At 70.2% G+C, this 16546-nt stretch carries 16 protein-coding genes; 12 read left to right on the forward strand and 4 right to left on the reverse strand.

Going from position 1 to position 16546, the window contains the following annotated elements; genetic code table 11:
• Nucleotides 1-94: 94 nt before the first annotated feature.
• Nucleotides 95-904 carry a helix-turn-helix domain-containing protein gene (locus BMW85_RS13235; protein WP_218155765.1) on the reverse strand — a complete coding sequence of 270 codons (810 nt, stop codon included), beginning with the start codon at nucleotides 902-904 and terminating at the stop codon, nucleotides 95-97.
• A gap of 1180 nt (nucleotides 905-2084) precedes the next feature.
• On the opposite strand from BMW85_RS13235, the gene BMW85_RS13240 reads away from it, so the two are divergent.
• Nucleotides 2085-2453, forward strand: coding sequence for a hypothetical protein (locus BMW85_RS13240; protein ID WP_143082255.1), 369 nt, complete (start codon nucleotides 2085-2087; stop codon nucleotides 2451-2453).
• A 14-nt stretch (nucleotides 2454-2467) separates the two neighbouring features.
• Here the strand turns inward: BMW85_RS13240 and BMW85_RS13245 are convergent, their stop codons facing one another.
• A complete protein-coding gene (locus tag BMW85_RS13245; RefSeq protein ID WP_177240655.1) occupies nucleotides 2468-4543 on the reverse strand; it encodes a hypothetical protein in 2076 nt (691 codons plus the stop codon).
• The gene (locus tag BMW85_RS13250) at nucleotides 4489-4899 is read right to left on the reverse strand and encodes a DoxX family protein (protein WP_091081128.1); all 411 of its coding nucleotides are present in this window, start codon (nucleotides 4897-4899) and stop codon (nucleotides 4489-4491) included. Before BMW85_RS13250 ends, BMW85_RS13245 begins: the two co-directional genes overlap by 55 nt.
• Nucleotides 4900-5185: 286 nt before the next feature.
• Here BMW85_RS13250 and BMW85_RS13255 point away from each other — a divergent pair, with 286 nt between their 5' ends.
• From BMW85_RS13255 to hypE, 11 genes are all read left to right on the forward strand, one after another.
• Nucleotides 5186-6586 (forward strand): hypothetical protein, encoded by a 1401-nt coding sequence (locus tag BMW85_RS13255; RefSeq protein WP_091081130.1) that lies wholly within the window; start codon nucleotides 5186-5188, stop codon nucleotides 6584-6586.
• Entirely contained in the window at nucleotides 6583-7083 is a 501-nt protein-coding gene (locus tag BMW85_RS13260; protein ID WP_091081133.1) for a hydrogenase maturation protease, read from the forward strand. The genes BMW85_RS13255 and BMW85_RS13260 overlap by 4 nt, the downstream gene beginning before the upstream one ends.
• Nucleotides 7076-7474: a hydrogenase maturation nickel metallochaperone HypA gene (locus BMW85_RS13265; RefSeq protein ID WP_245774769.1), complete on the forward strand. Its 399-nt coding sequence runs from the start codon at nucleotides 7076-7078 to the stop codon at nucleotides 7472-7474. Before BMW85_RS13260 ends, BMW85_RS13265 begins: the two co-directional genes overlap by 8 nt.
• Entirely contained in the window at nucleotides 7471-8535 is a 1065-nt protein-coding gene (locus BMW85_RS13270; protein ID WP_091081137.1) for an NADH-quinone oxidoreductase subunit B family protein, read from the forward strand. The genes BMW85_RS13265 and BMW85_RS13270 overlap by 4 nt, the downstream gene beginning before the upstream one ends.
• Before the next feature lie 36 nt (nucleotides 8536-8571).
• The gene (locus tag BMW85_RS13275) at nucleotides 8572-10365 is read left to right on the forward strand and encodes a nickel-dependent hydrogenase large subunit (RefSeq protein WP_091081140.1); all 1794 of its coding nucleotides are present in this window, start codon (nucleotides 8572-8574) and stop codon (nucleotides 10363-10365) included.
• Nucleotides 10358-10708 carry a NifU-related iron-sulfur-binding protein gene (locus BMW85_RS13280; RefSeq protein ID WP_091081142.1) on the forward strand — a complete coding sequence of 117 codons (351 nt, stop codon included), beginning with the start codon at nucleotides 10358-10360 and terminating at the stop codon, nucleotides 10706-10708. The genes BMW85_RS13275 and BMW85_RS13280 overlap by 8 nt, the downstream gene beginning before the upstream one ends.
• Complete coding sequence (locus tag BMW85_RS13285) at nucleotides 10705-11319, forward strand: DUF5947 family protein (protein ID WP_091081144.1); 615 nt, start codon at nucleotides 10705-10707, stop codon at nucleotides 11317-11319. The genes BMW85_RS13280 and BMW85_RS13285 overlap by 4 nt, the downstream gene beginning before the upstream one ends.
• A 13-nt stretch (nucleotides 11320-11332) precedes the next feature.
• Entirely contained in the window at nucleotides 11333-11542 is a 210-nt protein-coding gene (locus BMW85_RS13290; protein WP_091081146.1) for a hypothetical protein, read from the forward strand.
• A 151-nt stretch (nucleotides 11543-11693) separates the two neighbouring features.
• The gene (locus BMW85_RS13295) at nucleotides 11694-11966 is read left to right on the forward strand and encodes a HypC/HybG/HupF family hydrogenase formation chaperone (protein ID WP_091081148.1); all 273 of its coding nucleotides are present in this window, start codon (nucleotides 11694-11696) and stop codon (nucleotides 11964-11966) included.
• A gap of 11 nt (nucleotides 11967-11977) precedes the next feature.
• Nucleotides 11978-13117 (forward strand): hydrogenase formation protein HypD, encoded by a 1140-nt coding sequence (gene hypD / locus BMW85_RS13300; protein WP_091081150.1) that lies wholly within the window; start codon nucleotides 11978-11980, stop codon nucleotides 13115-13117.
• Complete coding sequence (gene hypE / locus BMW85_RS13305) at nucleotides 13114-14253, forward strand: hydrogenase expression/formation protein HypE (protein WP_245774770.1); 1140 nt, start codon at nucleotides 13114-13116, stop codon at nucleotides 14251-14253. The genes hypD and hypE overlap by 4 nt, the downstream gene beginning before the upstream one ends.
• A 14-nt stretch (nucleotides 14254-14267) precedes the next feature.
• Here hypE and hypF read toward each other — a convergent pair whose 3' ends face one another.
• The gene (gene hypF, locus BMW85_RS13310) at nucleotides 14268-16544 is read right to left on the reverse strand and encodes a carbamoyltransferase HypF (RefSeq protein WP_177240656.1); all 2277 of its coding nucleotides are present in this window, start codon (nucleotides 16542-16544) and stop codon (nucleotides 14268-14270) included.
• Nucleotides 16545-16546 lie beyond the last annotated feature (2 nt).

Genomic DNA, 16546 nt, shown 5'->3' on the forward strand with positions numbered 1-16546 from the left:
ACTCCTGGTGTCTAGGGGACTATACGCCGCCAAGCACCAAGCGTATGAGCAGCATTGCAGCAAGCTCAAGGTATTCCATGCATAAATACGTGCACTAGTGAGTGCGGGCTGCCAGGTTCCTCATGTCCTGGGCGATCTGCCCGAGAAGATCCCGCACCTCATCCCCGTACACCGCAGCGTTGCCGAACAGCTCGAAGGTCTCCTCGTGAGCCGCGATCTCCTGCGCCTGCGTCATCGTGAGATCACCGGTCAAGCTCTCGACCACGCTCACGCCCCCGTCGTAGATCGTGAACCCATGCAGCGGAAAGGCCGGCGCCTCCACCGCCCAGGGCACAACTCCGAGCCGGACATGCGGCATTGTGGACACCTGAACCAGCCGATCAAGCTGCGCCACCATCAGCGCCGGCGACCCCGGCCAGGTCCGGACCGCTCCCTCGGTCAACAGGAACGCGAACTCTCGATCCGCCTCGAACAACACCGCTTGGGCATTCAGCCGAACGGCCGCCGCCTTGGCCGCGCCCTCCTCATCAACATCGCGGCCGATCGCCAGCGCGAGCCTGGCATATTCGGCGGTCTGCAAGAGTGCCGGGATCATCGCGGACTGGAACGACACCACCCGCCGCGCCGCACGCAATCGAGCAGCATCGGCCGCCTCTCGGCCAGCAAGCCCACCCCTGAGCCGAGACACCTCATCACGCAGCCGAGCGAGCAGGACATCCAGCTCTGCCCGCTCACCCTCGTCCAGTCCAAGAGCATCGACCAGCCGCTCAACAGTCTCAGGCGTTGGAAGCAGCCGACCGGTTTCTATCCGGGAGACAGTTGGCTGAGCGACCTGGGCGCGCTGCGCCAGCTCCTTACCCGACAGCCCCGCCCGCTTGCGCAGCCTCCGCAGCAACTCGCCCAACGCCCGCAAGCGATCCCGTCGATCCTCCACACCGAGCGTTCTACCACTCCCGCTGTGCCGGTCATTGCCGAATTGTTCTCTTGAGGATCAAGCGGCGGCGCTCCGCGCCGCCGGTGCGGCCCTGCGACCGTTCTCGCGCGCGGCCGTGCTCGGGCCGCGCGAGGTCGATGTCGCTCCGATTGCTTGAGCACTGACGGCATGTGGGTTCTGACTGCCACAAGCAGTTTCTCCGGGTGAAGTGGATCTCTTGTCAAACGGTTGACAAAAGATCCACGTTACGGCGAAAGCGAGAATCCTTGCGGTATTTCGGCGTCTTCGGCGTGTCGGACGCGTCAGGACCTGCCCGTGTCGGCAGGATTGGTCACCTGAGAGCCTGGCCGTCAGCGAAAGCGAACGGCCCCCTGGTGCAACAGGGAGCCGCTCTCATGTCCAGTGCGTCTGTCAACGAAAGGACATCTAATCGTGAGTCTAGTCCCGCTACCTCCAGCGCCAAAGGACAACCCGCCGCGAGAGGAGCCGTCTAGGCTTCCTCTTCGCTGGGCCGTGATCCTCCTCGCTGGCACCATTGTCGGTGTCTGGCTCGGAAACTCGACTGGAAATGTAACGGCTGGAGTTGGGACAGCCTTGGTGGCGGTCGGGCTTCTCCACACGATCCTTAGCTGAGACCACACTGTCTCCGACGGGGGCGCTTCGACTCCGGGATGATCGCAGGGCGGAACCTAGAGATCGTAGATGGCTGAGGTGGAAGCCTGATCATCCCGTCCTCCATCGACTCGGGACAAGCCGAGCAGACCAGGGCCACGGGCACCAGATCGTTCGTCCCTGGGGCGCTCCATCTGGTGCCCGTGGCCCTGGCCCGCTTCCCCTTCGGGCGGGTCAACGGCGGATGGGATGATCAACTGGCGGAACGCTCGCTAGCGCGCACAGAGACTTCTGGGGTTGCAATTTGGGTTGCAGTTCCGCACCGTGCCACCTGGTTTCAGTGCGCCCGTTCCGCCGCAACGGTCCAGGTTGAACGCCCTGGGACGGTCAGCCTCCTAGCTGCTAATGCGGTTTGGGTTTAACGCCCATCCGGGGTTCAAATCCCCGATCCTCCGCAGATGAGAGGCCCTCTTCCCGAGCATGGGGAGAGGGCCTTTTTGATCTGCAGGTCTCCTCAGGGTGAACCATGCGGGCGTGCGTGCGGGACCTGACTTTCTTCCAGCTCACTGAGGTCTTCGGGCTGGAACAGGCAACGAATGCGGTCATGAAGGAGTACGTGGACATCTCCTACGGGCCCTGGCGGGTGCCGGTCTGGGCATCGGCCGGCCAGTACGCGGGCTCGCTCCTCCTGGCCATCGCCGCCTGGCGCTCAGGACTCTTCGGCACCGTCCGCGCCGTGATGCTGCTGCTGGCGGGAGGCACCTGGATGGGCGTGCTTAAGGGCGCCTCCATCCCCGACGTGCTGGTCACCGGCCTGCTCGCCGTGGCCCTGGTCCCGCTGGGCGCGCAGGTGCTGCGGGACCGGCTGCCTGTCCCGGCCGGCCGTCCGAAGGTACTCAGCTGGTAAGGAGGAATCCCGGGTCAGTTACGGGTCAGGACGCGGGTGACGCCCGCGACGAGGGCCGTGGCGAACATCCATCCGAGCACGATCAGCACGGATGCCACCCACTGAGCGAGGCCCTGGTGGGTGAAGGCGCTTTCCTGGCCCAGGTTGATGATCGGCAGGAGCACGTCCGCGGTGTACAGCACCGGTTGATACGCGGGATGCTCACCCGCCTTGATCGGCTGCGGCTGATGGTAGGTGAAGAAGACGCTCCCCGCTGCCCATAGACCCAGCACCCACAACGCGGCCCGCCCCGGCCGATAGCCGTAACCGACCATGCCGTCGAGCAGGTAGCCCCAGATCCTGGCGTACCAGGGGCGCGATGCGCGGTGGTGACGCTGCTTGGCCAGCAGCACCCGCCGAGCCTCCTCGTCGTGCCCTTGACGACGGTAGTACGCCGCCAGCTGCTCGTACGGCTGAGCCCTGTATTCCTTCCCACCGGCCCTGAGCCATCGCAACCGCTCCAGGGCAGGCAGATCCGGCTCCAGGTCGTTGTAGACGAGCTCGTTGACGTACATGCGGGCCGGCCAGCACTCGGGGTCGTCGAACAACGTCCGCACCCGCATGCCGCTGAGATCCACGTCTCCGTCGGCGGCGAAATCTTCCGCCAGCCATAGTGAGGCGGCCTCGGCGTCCATACAGCACAGGGCGAGCCCGTCGGGATTCGTCAGACGGGCACCGTTGAGGCCGAGTTGGCCGGCCACGCGAGCCTCTAGGAGGCGGATCACGCCTTCCGCCTGGAACCCGTCCTGGAAGAACATGTTCCCCTCGACGACCAACCCGTCGGCGTCGAGGGCGTTCCCTTTGGGGTTGGTCAAGTGCGCACCGCTGAAGTCGAGCTGGCCGGTCACGCGGGCGCCGAGGAGGCGGATCTCCCCTTCCGTCCGGAACCCGTTCCGGCAGAACATGCTGCCTTGGATGACCAGTTGGTCGGCGTTGAGCACGTTCCCCTTCGGGTTAATCAGCCGTGCGCCGTCCAGGCTGAGTTGGCTGGCCACGCGGGCGCCGAGGAGGCGGATCTCGCCTTCCGTCTGGAACCCGTTCCGGCAGAACATGTTCCCCTCGACGACCAGCCCGTCGGCGCTGAGCACGTCCTTGTCCGGGTTGGTCAAGCGCGCACCGTTGAAGCTGAGCTGGCCTGCCACGCGGGCGCCGAGGAGGCGGATCTCGCCTTCCGCCTGGAACCCCTCTCCGCAGAACATGCTTCCCTCGACGACCAGCCGGTCGGCGTTGAGGGCCTCGTTCTCCGGGTTGGTCAGGCGTGCGCCGCTGAAATCGAGCTGGCCGGCGATGCGGGCGCCGAGGAGGCGGACCTCGCCTTCCGCCTGGAACCCCTCCCGGCAGAACATGCTTCCCTCGACGACCAGCCGGTCGGCGTTGAGGGCATCGTCCTCGGTGTTGGTCAAGCGGGCACCGTTGAGGCTGAGCTGGCCGGTGATGTGAGCGTCGGTCAGGGCAACGGTCTGAACCCGGCACCGATCCAGGTTCAGATGTCCCTTGATCTCGGCGTCGTTCGCATCCAGGCGCGGGATGGTGCTACCGGCCAGGTGCACCGACCGAACCGCCGCCTCGTCCAGGCAGATCGGCTCGTCGAAGCGGCACTCCTGCAGGAACAGGGGAGCCGTCACCTCGGCATGGGCCAGCGACAGATCACCGATCACCCGGGCTCCGGTCAGCGACAACATCGCCACCCGGCCGGGATCCGGCTTCACGGCCGACAGCAGCAACGCGACGATGACCTCGGCCCGCACCCGCCGCTCCTCGCCCCACTCCTCTCCGCGCTCGGGATCGTCCTTCTCCCGATCGCCCGTCCTCAGATCGAGGGCGTCACCGCGTAAGAACGCGTCGCACAGCCGGCGCTCGACCTCCGAGAACTCACCGAGGCCCAGCTCGGAGATGAAGGAAAGCCTCTCGTGCATGGGCTCGATTCTCGTCGAAACAGGCGTGACCCGCCTCCCTTTGCCGACGTCCGGAGCGGGCGCGGCGCCGGAGAGCGTCGTCAGGTGCGCGCCGTTTGCGGGAGCAGTCTTCTGTCCGCCGGCCTGAAATGCCACGAGACGATCGAGAGCGCCAGGAGAATGAGTGCCGGGAGTAATTCATACCAGGCGTCGCCTGACGCGAGATGCGAGAACATCCCTCCCGTGAACAGGAAGAAGAGGCCCGCATAAGCCCATTCCTTGAGCAGCGGATATTTGGGCAGGAGGATCGCCGCCGCCCCCAGGAGTTTCCATACGCCGAGCAGCGTCAGGATGTAGACGGGGTATCCGAGCTGCACGATGCCCCATGCGTAGGGCGGTGCCAGCGCCCCTTCGCCTTCCGTTCTCAGCAGTTGCTGGACACCGGAGCCGACCAGTCCTGATGCGACTCCGAGGGTGGAGAGCCAGTAGGTGATCTTGCGCATGTTCGCCATTTCCGTCGGCTCCTTGTCGGCTTGATCTCCACGTCAAGCTATGGCGAGTTCGTCGGTCCGTGCTTCTCCATTCCTGATCGATCCCGTGGGAGGCAAGGCGGTGGGCAAATCATGTTGGGGTGGAGCGGGCTTTCGTCGCGGAAGCTCCGATTCCCGCGCGGATGGATCACCAAGAACCGCTAAGTGAGAACGGCACCTAGGGGCGCGATCCACCTACTTGTCCTGAGACGGCGTGGCTATACCGGAAGGGTCACGTACGACCAGGGACAGGAAGGGGCCACCCGCCGTGGACGCGAACGGCATCGACGCCGCGCCCGGGTACCGGGCCGCGCTGGCGGTGGCGGACGCCGTCCTGTACGAGGGCTACCTGCTGTACCCCTATCGCCGTTCCTCGCCGAAGAACCAGGTGAGGTGGCAGTTCGGCGTGCTGCTGCCGGAGCCGTGGGCCAGGGCGCACGGGTTGGAGGGCGGCGGCGTGGCGGGCTCCACCGAGTCGTGGTGGCAGCAGACCGAGTGCCTGCTCGTCGCTCCCGCAGACGCGGTCGTGCGGGGCAGGCTCCGCTTTCTGCAGCTGCGCCGGCGTACGCCCGAGGAGCGGTTGCCGGACGGCGGACACCGGGAGGCGGACCGGGTCGGCGAGGCGCTGAGTTTCGACGAGGCGGTGCCGCGCGAGCTCGACGTACGGGCATCCGTGGCGGAGCTGCGGTCCGGCGAGAAGCGGCTCGACCTGGGGGTTCCTGGCGGTGAGACGGTCACTCCGCTGCCCGGCTCGGCCGGGCGGACGCGGTGGCGTGAGTGGCCGCTGAGCGCGCGGGTGACGTTGTCGCTGAAGCCATGTGAGGCCCCTGCGGCGCCGCTGCCTAAGGGGGAGACGCTGTTCAGGCTCCGCGTACGGACCGAGAACGCCGGCCAGGAGCCGTCGTCGCCGGAGACGCCCAGGGAAGAGGCGCTCCAGCACGCCCTGATCGCCTGTCACACCCTGCTCACCGTGCCCGGCGGCCGGTTCGTGTCGCTGCTCGAACCTCCGGACTGGGCGCGGGACGCGGCCGGCGCATGCGTCAACGCGCACACGTACCCGGTGCTGAGCGGCGACCAGGTGGTCCTGTCGTCGCCGATCCTGCTCTACGACAACCCGCGGATCGCGCCGGAGAGCCCCGGCGACCTGCACGACGCGGCCGAGATCGACGAGATCCTGTCGCTGCGCACGCTGACGCTCACCGACGCCGAGAAACGCGAGGCGCGCGCCACCGACCCGCGCGCCGCCGCCATCCTCGACCGGGTCGAGGCGATGACGCCGGAGGACCTGGCCCGCCTGCACGGCACCAACCGGGATCCGCGACCGGCCGGTCCGGTGCCCTGGTGGCATCCCGAGGCGGACGCCTCCGTCTCGCCGGACACGGACGCCGTCGAGGTGGCGGGGACGCTGGTGCGCAAGGGCAGCCGGGTGCGGCTGCGGCCCCGGCTGCGCGGGTCCGACCCGCAGGACATGTTCCTGGACGGCAGGACGGCTCTGGTGGAGGCGGTGCTGCTGGACGTCGACGGCGCCCGCCACCTCGCCGTGACGCTGGAGGACGACCCGGCGGCCGAGCTGAACCAGTGGTACGGCCGGTACCGGTACTTCGCGCCCGAAGAGACCGAGCCGCTGGACGGGCCGCTGGACGAGCCGCTGGACGGGGAGCCCGTATGAAACGGGTGCTGGTGGCCGGGATCGGCAACGTGTTCCTGGGCGACGACGGGTTCGGCGTCGAGGTGGTCCGGCGGATGGACGTCTCGGCCCTGCCCGGGTCGGTGGTGGTGGCCGACTACGGCATCCGCGGCGTCCACCTGGCCTACGAGCTGCTCGGCGGCGCGTACGACACGCTGATCATGGTGGACGCGGTCGAGCTCGACGGCCCGCCGGGCACCGTGGCCGTGCTGGAGATCGACGACGAGCCGGCGCCGGACGCCATGCCGCCCGTGAACGGGCACGGCATGCATCCCCAGGCCGTCCTCGACCTGCTCGCCAAGCTGGGCGGCAGGGTGCCCCGGGTGCTGCTGGTGGGCTGCCGGCCCCGGACCATCGACGAGGTCATGGGCCTGTCGGAGCCGGTGGCCGCCGCCGTCGAAGGCGCGGTCGCCGCGGTGACGGCGCTGGCCCGTGACGAGACGTACCGACAATCCGACAGGGAGCGCGCCGATGCATGAGACGGGAATGTGTGACGAGATCGTCCAGGCGGTCCTGCGCCGGGCGGAGGGACGGCAGGTGGCCGCGGTACGCGTCCGCGCCGCCTTCGCCGGGCACCGGCCCGATCCGGCGGTCGTCGAGCAGGGCTTCCGCGTGGCCGCGGCCGGGACCCCGGCCGAGGACGCGCGGATCGAGCTGGTCACCGAGCCGCCCGCGGTGAGCTGCCGCGACTGCGGCGCGAGGACGCCCGCGGCCGACGCGCTCGCGCTCGTCGCCTGCCCGCGCTGCGGCGGCGTCGACGTCGAGATCGCGGGCGACACCGGTGCGGTCATCGAGTCGATCACCTATCAGCCGGACGTCCGGACAAGCGAGGCGAGCGAGACGAGCGAGGCGAGCGAGGTGCGCACATGACGCAGACGCAGCAGCAGCAGGGCGGCCAGGCCGCCGGCTACGACGAGATGCACATCCTGTGGATATCCGAGGGCATGAGCTGCGACGGCGACACCGTCTCGATCACCGCGGCGACCCAGCCCGCGATCGAGGACGTCGTCAACGGCACCATCCCCGGCCTGCCCAAGGTCCACCTGCACAACAAGGTGCTGTCGCCCAGTCTCGGCGGCGAGGACTACCTGGCTCCGTTCCGGGCCGCCGCCCGCGGCGAGCTGGAGCAGCCGTTCATCCTCGTCATCGAGGGTTCGGTGCCGAACGAGAACATCAACGGCGACGGCTACTGGACGTCGTTCGGCAACGACCCGCATTCGGGCCAGCCGCTGACCCTGAACACCTGGATCGACCGGCTCGCCCCGCAGGCGTGGGCGGTCGTCGCCATCGGTACCTGCGCCACCTACGGCGGCATCCACGCGATGGCCGGCAACCCGACCGGCTGCATGGGCCTGGCCGACTACCTCGGCTGGGACTTCCGGTCGGCCGGCGGGCTGCCGATCGTGAACGTGCCGGGATGCCCGGTCCAGCCGGACAACTTCATGGAGACCCTGACCTGGGTGCTCTACCACGCGGCCGGCAGCGCGCCGCCGCCCCCGCTGGACGAGATGCTGCGGCCCCAGTGGCTGTTCGGCAAGACGGTCCACGAGGGCTGCGACCGGGCCGCGTACTACGAGCAGGGCGACTTCGCCCACGACTACAACTCCCCGAAGTGCCAGGTGAAGGTGGGCTGCTGGGGCCCGGTCGTGAACTGCAACGTGCCGAAGCGCGGATGGATGAGCGGGATCGGCGGCTGCCCGAACGTGGGCGGCATCTGCATCGCCTGCACCATGCCGGGGTTCCCGGACAAGTTCATGCCCTTCATGGACATGCCGCCCGGCGGCAACCTGTCCTCGACGCTGATCAAACCGTACGGCGCGTTCATCCGCCGGATGCGCGGCATCACCAACCACACCGCCAACAGGGAGCCCCGGTGGCGGCACAACCGTGAGGCGCTGACCAGCGGCTACGACCCGCGCTGGCGCCCGTAGACCCGTCGGCGCCCACGAGAGAGAAGAGCACTGCGGATGGCCATCGAACAGCAGGAGAGAGTCACGCCCAAGCCGGGGCAGCTCGTCGAGATGTCCTGGGATCCGATCACCAGGATCATCGGCAACCTCGGCATCTACACCAAGATCGACTTCGAGAACCAGCGCGTGGCGGAGTGTCACAGCACGTCCTCGCTGTTCCGCGGCTACTCGGTGTTCATGAAGGGCAAGGACCCGCGCGACGCCGGGTTCATCACCAGCCGCATCTGCGGCATCTGCGGAGACAACCACACGACATGCTCGGTGTACGCACAGAACATGGCGTACGGGATCAAGACCCCGAAGCTCGCCGAGTGGATCATGAATCTCGGCGAGGCGGCCGAGTACATGTTCGACCACACGCTCTTCCAGGACAACATGGTGTTCGTCGACTTCTGCGAGGCGATGGTCAAGGGCACCAACCCGAGCGTCCTGCGCCGGGCCGCGACCACCGACGCGCCGAACGCCGGCATCCACGGCAAGCGCACGATCGCCGACATCATGCAGGCGTTCAACCCGTTCGAGGGCGACGTCTACAAGGAAGCGCTCACCATCAGCCGGGTCACGCGGGAGATGTTCTGCCTGATGGAGGGCAGGCACGTGCACCCGTCGACGATCTATCCCGGCGGCGTCGGCACGATGCCGTCGCCGACGGTCTTCACCGACTACCTGTCGCGGCTGATCAACATCATCGACTTCGTCAAGAAGGCCGTCGCGCTCAACGACGACGTCTTCGACTTCTTCTACCAGGCTCTGCCCGGCTACGAGGAGGTCGGCCGGCGCAGGGTGCTGCTGGGCTGCTGGGGGGCGTTCCAGGACCCCGAGGTGGTCGACTACCGCTACCAGACGATGAACGAGTGGGGCAAGGCGATGTACGTCACCCCCGGCATCGTCGTCGACGGCGAGCTCGTCACGAACAACCTGATCGACATCAACCTCGGCATCCGCATCCTGCTGGGCAGCTCCTACTACGAGGACTGGGTGAACGAGAAGCCGTTCGTCACCGAGGACCCGATCGGCAACCCGGTGGACATGCGCCACCCGTGGAACCAGACCACGCTGCCCGCCCCGCAGAAGCGGGACTTCGACGGCAACTACAGCTGGGTGATGAGCCCGCGCTGGCTCGACCCGCGCACCGGCGACCACCTGGCCCTCGACACCGGCGGCGGCCCGTTCGCCCGCCTCTACACCACGGCGCTGTCCGGCCTCGTGGACACGCCGTACGTGAAGTCGACCGGTTCGAGCGTGCAGATCAACCTGCCCAAGGGGCCCGACCTGCCGGAGATGACGCTGGAGTGGCGCATCCCGCAGTGGTCCAACGCCATCGAGCGCAACCGGGCCAGGGTGTACTTCGTGGCCTACGCCGCCGCCATGGCGGTGTGGTTCGTCGAGCGGGCGCTGGAGCGCGTACGCGGCGGCGACACCAAGGTGTTCCAGGACTTCGACGTGCCGGACCAGGCCATCGGCGTCGGCTTCCACGAGGCGGTGCGCGGCGTGCTGTCGCACCACCTGGTGATCGAGAAGGGCAAGATCGCCAACTATCACCCATACCCGCCCACCCCGTGGAACGGCAGCCCGCGCGACCGCTACGGCACCCCGGGGCCGTACGAGGACGCCGTGCAGGATATGCCGATCTTCGAGGAGAACGGGCCGGAGAACTTCAAGGGCGTCGACATCATGCGCGCGGTCCGCAGCTTCGACCCGTGCCTGCCCTGCGGCGTCCACATGTACCTCGGCAAGGGCCGCACGCTGCGCAAGCTGCACTCGCCCATGTTCGGCGGCGGCCATGACTGACCGGCCGAGGCTGGACGAGCGGACCGTCGCCGGGCATCTGGAGCTGCTGGAGGAGCTGCTGAGCGGGCTGGAGGCGACCCCGGGGCCCACGGCGGAGCGGGCGCTCGACGCGATCGCCACGCTGGCCGAGGTGTACGGGGAGGCGCTCGCCCGCGTCATGGACCGTGCCACCGCCGCCTCTCCCGAGCTCGGCGCGGCGCTGGCGGACGACGTCCTGCTGGCGCACCTGTTCGTGCTGCACGGGGTGACCACCGGCCAGGCGCCGGCGAGTGAACCGGGAGCGGCCTTCATCCCGCTCGACACGCTCGCGCGGCGGCCCGCCACCGCCAGGGCGGCCCCATGACCGCGAGCGCGCTCGCCCGGGTGATCGGCCGGCCGGTCGCCGGGCGGCGGCGGGCCGCCGAGCCGTGCGAGCTGTGCGGCGAGCCGCTGCCGGCCGAGCACGCCCACCTGCTGGAGGAGCGCAGGGACGTGGTGCTGTGTGCCTGCCGCGCCTGCGCGCTGCTGTTCGAGCCGGGGGAGACCGGTCCTGGCCGGTTCCGGCTGGTGCCTCACCGGCGGCTCCGCCTCACCGGGCCGTCGCCGTCCGAGCTGGGTGTGCCGGTGGGCCTGGCGTTCTTCGTCCGCCGCTCCGACGGCACGGTCGTGGCCCACTACCCGAGCCCGATGGGCGCCACCCGCTGGGAGGTGGACGCCGCCGCCTGGGACCGGCTCGTCGGCCGGTACGAGGAGCTGGAGTCGATGCGGCCGGCGGTGGAGGCGTTCCTGGTCGCGATCGTGCGCGGCATGGACGAGCGCTGGCTCGTACCGATCGACGACTGTCACCGGCTCGTCGCCCTGGTGCGCCAGGAGTGGACGGGCATGTCCGGCGGCCCGCGGCTCTGGGAGCAGGTCGCGGCCTTCTTCGCCGGACTCGACAGATCCGGACCCGACACATCCGGACCCGACAGATGAGGGGGAGGACGACATGGCACGGATCCGCGTGGGCAAGCCCGACGTGAAGCCCGACACGCCCTCGCACGTCAAAGGCGTGCGGCAGGGCAACGCGAAGGGCGCGTACCGCCATCAGGCAGGTCATCACAAGGACGACACCGCCGACGCGCGGCGCTCCACGGGCATACGCCCCGGCAAGGAGAACCCGATCCTGCCGATCATGCCGAACCTCTCACCCAGCTAGACCGAGAGGAGGTGGAGGTCGACATGCGGCATCCAGGCAAGTTGCTGGCCCTGTTCGCCGGGGCCGCGGTCATCGCGATGATCATGCGGGAGCTGCCCGCCATCAAGCGCTACATCACCATGACACGAATGTGAGAGGAGCGAGGCGGCCGATGTGCCTGGGCATTCCCGGCGAGATCGTCGAACTCATCCCCGGACAGCCCGAACTCGCCAAGGTCGAGGTCGCGGGCGTCCGGCGGGCCATCAACGTCGGGCTGGTCAACCAGGACGGCATCCGTCCCGGCGACTGGGTGCTCGTGCACGTCGGCTTCGCCATGTCCAAGATCGACGAACGGGAGGCGGCGGCCACGCTCGAGCTCCTGCGCGGTCTCGGACAGGCGTACACCGACGAGCTCGAAGCGCTCGCGGAATCCGACATCACCTGAGAGGCGGGACAGTGCGGTTCGTCGATGAGTACCGCGACGCGGGCGAGGCCAGGAGGCTGGCGGCGCGGATCCGGGAGCTGTGCGAGCCCGGACGGCGCTACACCTTCATGGAGGTGTGCGGCGGCCACACGCACACGATCTACAAGCACGGGCTGGAGGATCATCTGCCCGAGTCGGTGTCGCTGGTGCACGGCCCCGGCTGCCCGGTCTGCGTCATCCCGATGGGGCGGGTGGACGACGCCATCGCGATCGCCCGCGAGCCGGGCGTGATCATGACCTCCTTCGGCGACATGATGCGGGTCCCGGGCGGCCAGGGCTCGTTCTTCGACGCCAAGGCCGCGGGCGCGGACATCCGCATGGTCTACTCGCCGCTGGACGCGCTCAAGATCGCCCGGCAGAACCCGGAGCGCACGGTCGTCTTCATGGCCATCGGGTTCGAGACCACCGCGCCGTCCACGGCGATGACCGTGCTGCGCGCCGCCGCCGAGGGCATCGGCAACTTCGCCGTCTTCTGCAACCACGTGACGATCATCCCGGCGATCAAGGCCATCCTGGACTCGCCCGACCTGCGGCTGGACGGCTTCATCGGGCCCGGCCACGTCTCCACCGTCATCGGCTGCCGGCCCTACTCCTTCATCGCCCGCGACTACGGCAAGCCGCTGGTGTGCGCGGGGTTCGAGCCGCTGGACGTCCTGCAGTCGGTCTACCTGCTGCTGCGGCAGCTCGCCGAGGGCCGGGCCGAGGTCGAGAACCAGTACACGCGGGTGGTGCCGTGGGACGGCAACCAGCGGGCGCTGTCGGCGATCTCCCAGGTGATGGAGCTCCGGCCGCACTTCGAGTGGCGCGGGCTGGGCTTCATCGCGCACTCCGCGCTGCGGATGCGGGAGGCGTACGCGGCGTACGACGCCGAGACGCGCTTCCCCGTGCCGGGGGTGCGGGTGGCCGACCCGAAGGCGTGCCAGTGCGGCGAGGTGCTGAAAGGCGTGCTGAAGCCGTGGGAGTGCAAGGTCTTCGGCACCGCCTGCACGCCCGAGACGCCCATCGGCACCTGCATGGTGTCCTCGGAGGGCGCCTGCGCCGCCTACTACAACTTCGGCCGCTTCACCCGGCGCCGCGAGCCCGTGCCGCTGGCCCTGGGGCCGCGGCCATGAGCGACCGGACCGTGCACACGGCGGAGTGGGCCGAGCGGGCGCTCGCGGAGGCGGCCCACCACGAGCCGGCGTCCCGCGAGGAGCAGGTGCTGGAGCGGATCGAACGTGCCCGCCGCCGCCGGCCGAAGATCACCGAGGAACGGGTGACGCTGGCGCACGGCGCCGGCGGCAAGGCGTCGCGGACGCTGATCGAGGCCGTCTTCGTCGAGGCCTTCCGCAACCCGGTGCTCCAGCCGCTCGACGACGGCGCCACGCTCGACCTCGGCACCGGCCGGCTGGTCTTCACGACCGACGCGTACGTGGTCTCGCCGCTGTTCTTCCCCGGTGGCGACATCGGCGACCTCGCGGTCAACGGCACCGTCAACGACCTGGCGGTCTGCGGGGCCAGGCCGATGTACCTGTCGGCGGCGTTCGTCCTGGAGGAGGGGTTCCCGCTCGCCGACCTGCGCAGGATCACCGCCTCGATGGCGGACGCGGCCGAGCGGGCCGGCGTAAAAGTGGTGACCGGCGACACCAAGGTGGTCCAGCGCGGCAAGGCCGACGGCTGCTACGTGACCACGGCCGGCGTCGGGGCGCTGGAACGGCCGGTCACGCTGGGCGAGTCGCAGGTCCGGCCCGGGGACGCGGTGATCGTGTCGGGGCCGATCGGCGAGCACGGCATCACCGTCCTGATCGCCCGTGGCGACCTGGACATCGAGGCGGACCTGACCTCCGACACCGCGCCCCTGCACGACGCCGTCGCCGCGCTCCTCGACGCCGTCCCTGTGCGGATGATGCGCGACGCCACCAGGGGCGGGGTCGCGACCGTGCTGAACGAGGTGGCCCGCGGCGCCGGGGTGGCCGTGACGGTGGACGAGCGCGCGCTCCCGGTGCGCCCGATCGTGAGCGGGGCCTGCGAGCTGCTCGGCCTGGACCCGCTGTACGTGGCGTGCGAGGGCAGGTTCGTGGCCGTGGTCGACGGTGACCACGCCGAAGCCGCGGTGACGGCGCTGCGCCGGCACCCGGTGGGCGAGGGCGCGGCGGTGGTGGGCCGGATCGAGCCGGGGCCTCCGGGGATGGTGCTGCTCAACACCGCCTTCGGCGGCACCAGGATCGTGGACCTGCTGGTCGGTGACCCGCTGCCGCGCATCTGCTGACCCGTACGGGGTGGTCAACGGCGGTCGTTCGCCGCGGCGACGACCGCCTGCCCGAGCGCGATCCCGCCGTCGCCCGGCGGCACCCGGGAGTGGACCAGCACCGTGAACCGCTCCCGTTCCAGGCCGCACAGCACGGCCTCCAGCAGGACCGCGTTCTGGAAGACGCCGCCGGACAGCGCCACCGTCCGCAGGCCGGTCCCCTCGCCCAGCACCCGGACCGCGCGGACCACCGCCGCGGCCAGCCCACGGTGGAACCGCGCGGCGATCCGTCCCGCGTCCACCCCGGCCGCGACGTCCTCGGCCGCCGCCCCGACCAGGTCGCCCGCGGCGATGACCAGGGGCTCGCCCTCGATCAGCCGGGCCGGGTACGCCCCCCGCTCGCCGGGATCCACCCGGGCCTCCAGCTCGGCCGCCGCCTGCCCCTCGTGACCGATCACGTCGCGCACCCCCGCGATCGCCGCGACCGCGTCGAACAGCCGCCCGGCGCTGGACGTGAGCGGGGAGTTCAGCCCGGCCCGCGCCATCCTGACGACCACCGGCCACTGCTCCCGATGCCGCTCGGCCACCGGCAGGCCGGGCAGCGCGTCACCGTGGATCCGGTCCAGCCAGGCCGCCGCCATCCGCCACGGCTGCCGCACCGCCGCCGCGCCGCCCGGCATCGGCACCGCCTCCAGGTGCCCCGCCCGCCTGAAGGAGACCAGGTCGGCGACGAGCAGCTCCCCGCCCCACAGCGTGCCGTCCTCGCCCAGGCCGAGCCCGTCGAACGCCACCCCGATGACGGGCCCGCCGTGACCGTGCTCGGCCAGGCAGGAGGCGATGTGCGCGTGATGGTGCTGGACCCCGATCAGGTCCACGCCCTCGCGGTCGCGCGCGTACGCGGTCGACAGGTACTCCGGGTGCAGGTCGTGGGCGACCACGGCCGGGCGGACGCCGAAGATCCGGCAGAAGTGCTCGACGCCCTCAGCGAAGGAGCGCAGGGTCTCGTAGCTCTCCAGGTCGCCGATGTGCTGCGACAGGAACGCCTGGTTGCCTCTGGCCACGCAGAAGGTGTTCTTGAGCTGGGCTCCGCAGGCGAGCACCGGCCGGGGGAACGGCCACGGCACGCCTATGGGGGCCGGCGCGTACCCTCTCGATCGGCGTACGACCAGCTCCCGGCCGCGGAAGACCCGCACCAGCGAGTCGTCGGCCGGCGCCTCGATCCGCCGGTCGTGCATGAGGAACCCGTCGGCGAGGCCCGCCAGCCGCCGCAGCGCCTCCTCGTCGCGGTAGGCGATGGGCTCGTCGGTGAGGTTTCCGCTGGTCAGCACGTACGGCGCGGCCAGCCGGTCGGCGAGCAGGTGGTGCAGCGGCGTGTACGGCAGCATCACCCCGAGGTCGCGGGCTCCGGGCGCCACGAGGTCGGCCACCGGGGCGTCGCGGCGGCGCGGGGCCAGCACGATCGGCCGGCGCGCGCCGGTGAGCAGCAGCTCGGCAGCCGGGTCCAGATGGACCAGCGTCCCGGCCGCCGCCGCGTCCGGCGCCAGCACGGCGAACGGCCGGCTCTCGCGGCGTTTGCGGGCCCGCAGCGCGGCCACGGCGGATCCGTCGGCGGCCAGGACGGCGAGGTGGTAGCCGCCCAGCCCTTTGATCGCCACGATCCGGCCCGCCTCCAGCCACCGGGCCGCGACCTCGACCGGGTCCCCGGCCGCCGGCCGGCCGTCCGCGCCGAGGGCGCGCAGCGCCGGCCCGCACGCCGGGCAGCAGACCGGCTGGGCGTGAAAGCGCCGGTCACCGGGGTCGCCGTACTCCCGCGCGCAGCCGGCGCACATCTCGAAGTCCGCCATCGTCGTGGCGCACCGGTCGTACGGCACGCCGGTGACGATGGTGAAGCGCGGCCCGCAGTCGGTGCAGTTGGCGAACGGGTAGCGGTGCCGGCGGTCGCCCGGGTCACGCAGCTCGCTCAGACAGGCGGCACACGTCCCGGCGTCCGGCGACACCAACGCGCCGTCCGGGAACTCGCCCTGCCGGCTGGCCACGATGCGGAAACCGGACTCGCCCACAGGCTCCGCCGGCTCCACCGAGACCCGCTCGACGAGGGCGAGCGGCGGCGCCTGGCCGGTCAGGCCGGCCGTGAACGCGTCCAGCGTGGCCGGCTCGCCCTCCGCCTCGATGAACACCCCGCCGGGGTCGTTGCCGACGAACCCCGACACCCCGTACGCACCGGCCAGCCCGCACACGAACGGCCGGAACCCCACCCCCTGCACGAGCCCCTCGACCCGCACCCGGATCCGACGTGCCCCCGTACCGGACATGA

It is taken from the genome of Nonomuraea wenchangensis (assembly GCF_900111685.1).
Lineage (GTDB): Bacteria > Actinomycetota > Actinomycetes > Streptosporangiales > Streptosporangiaceae > Nonomuraea > Nonomuraea wenchangensis.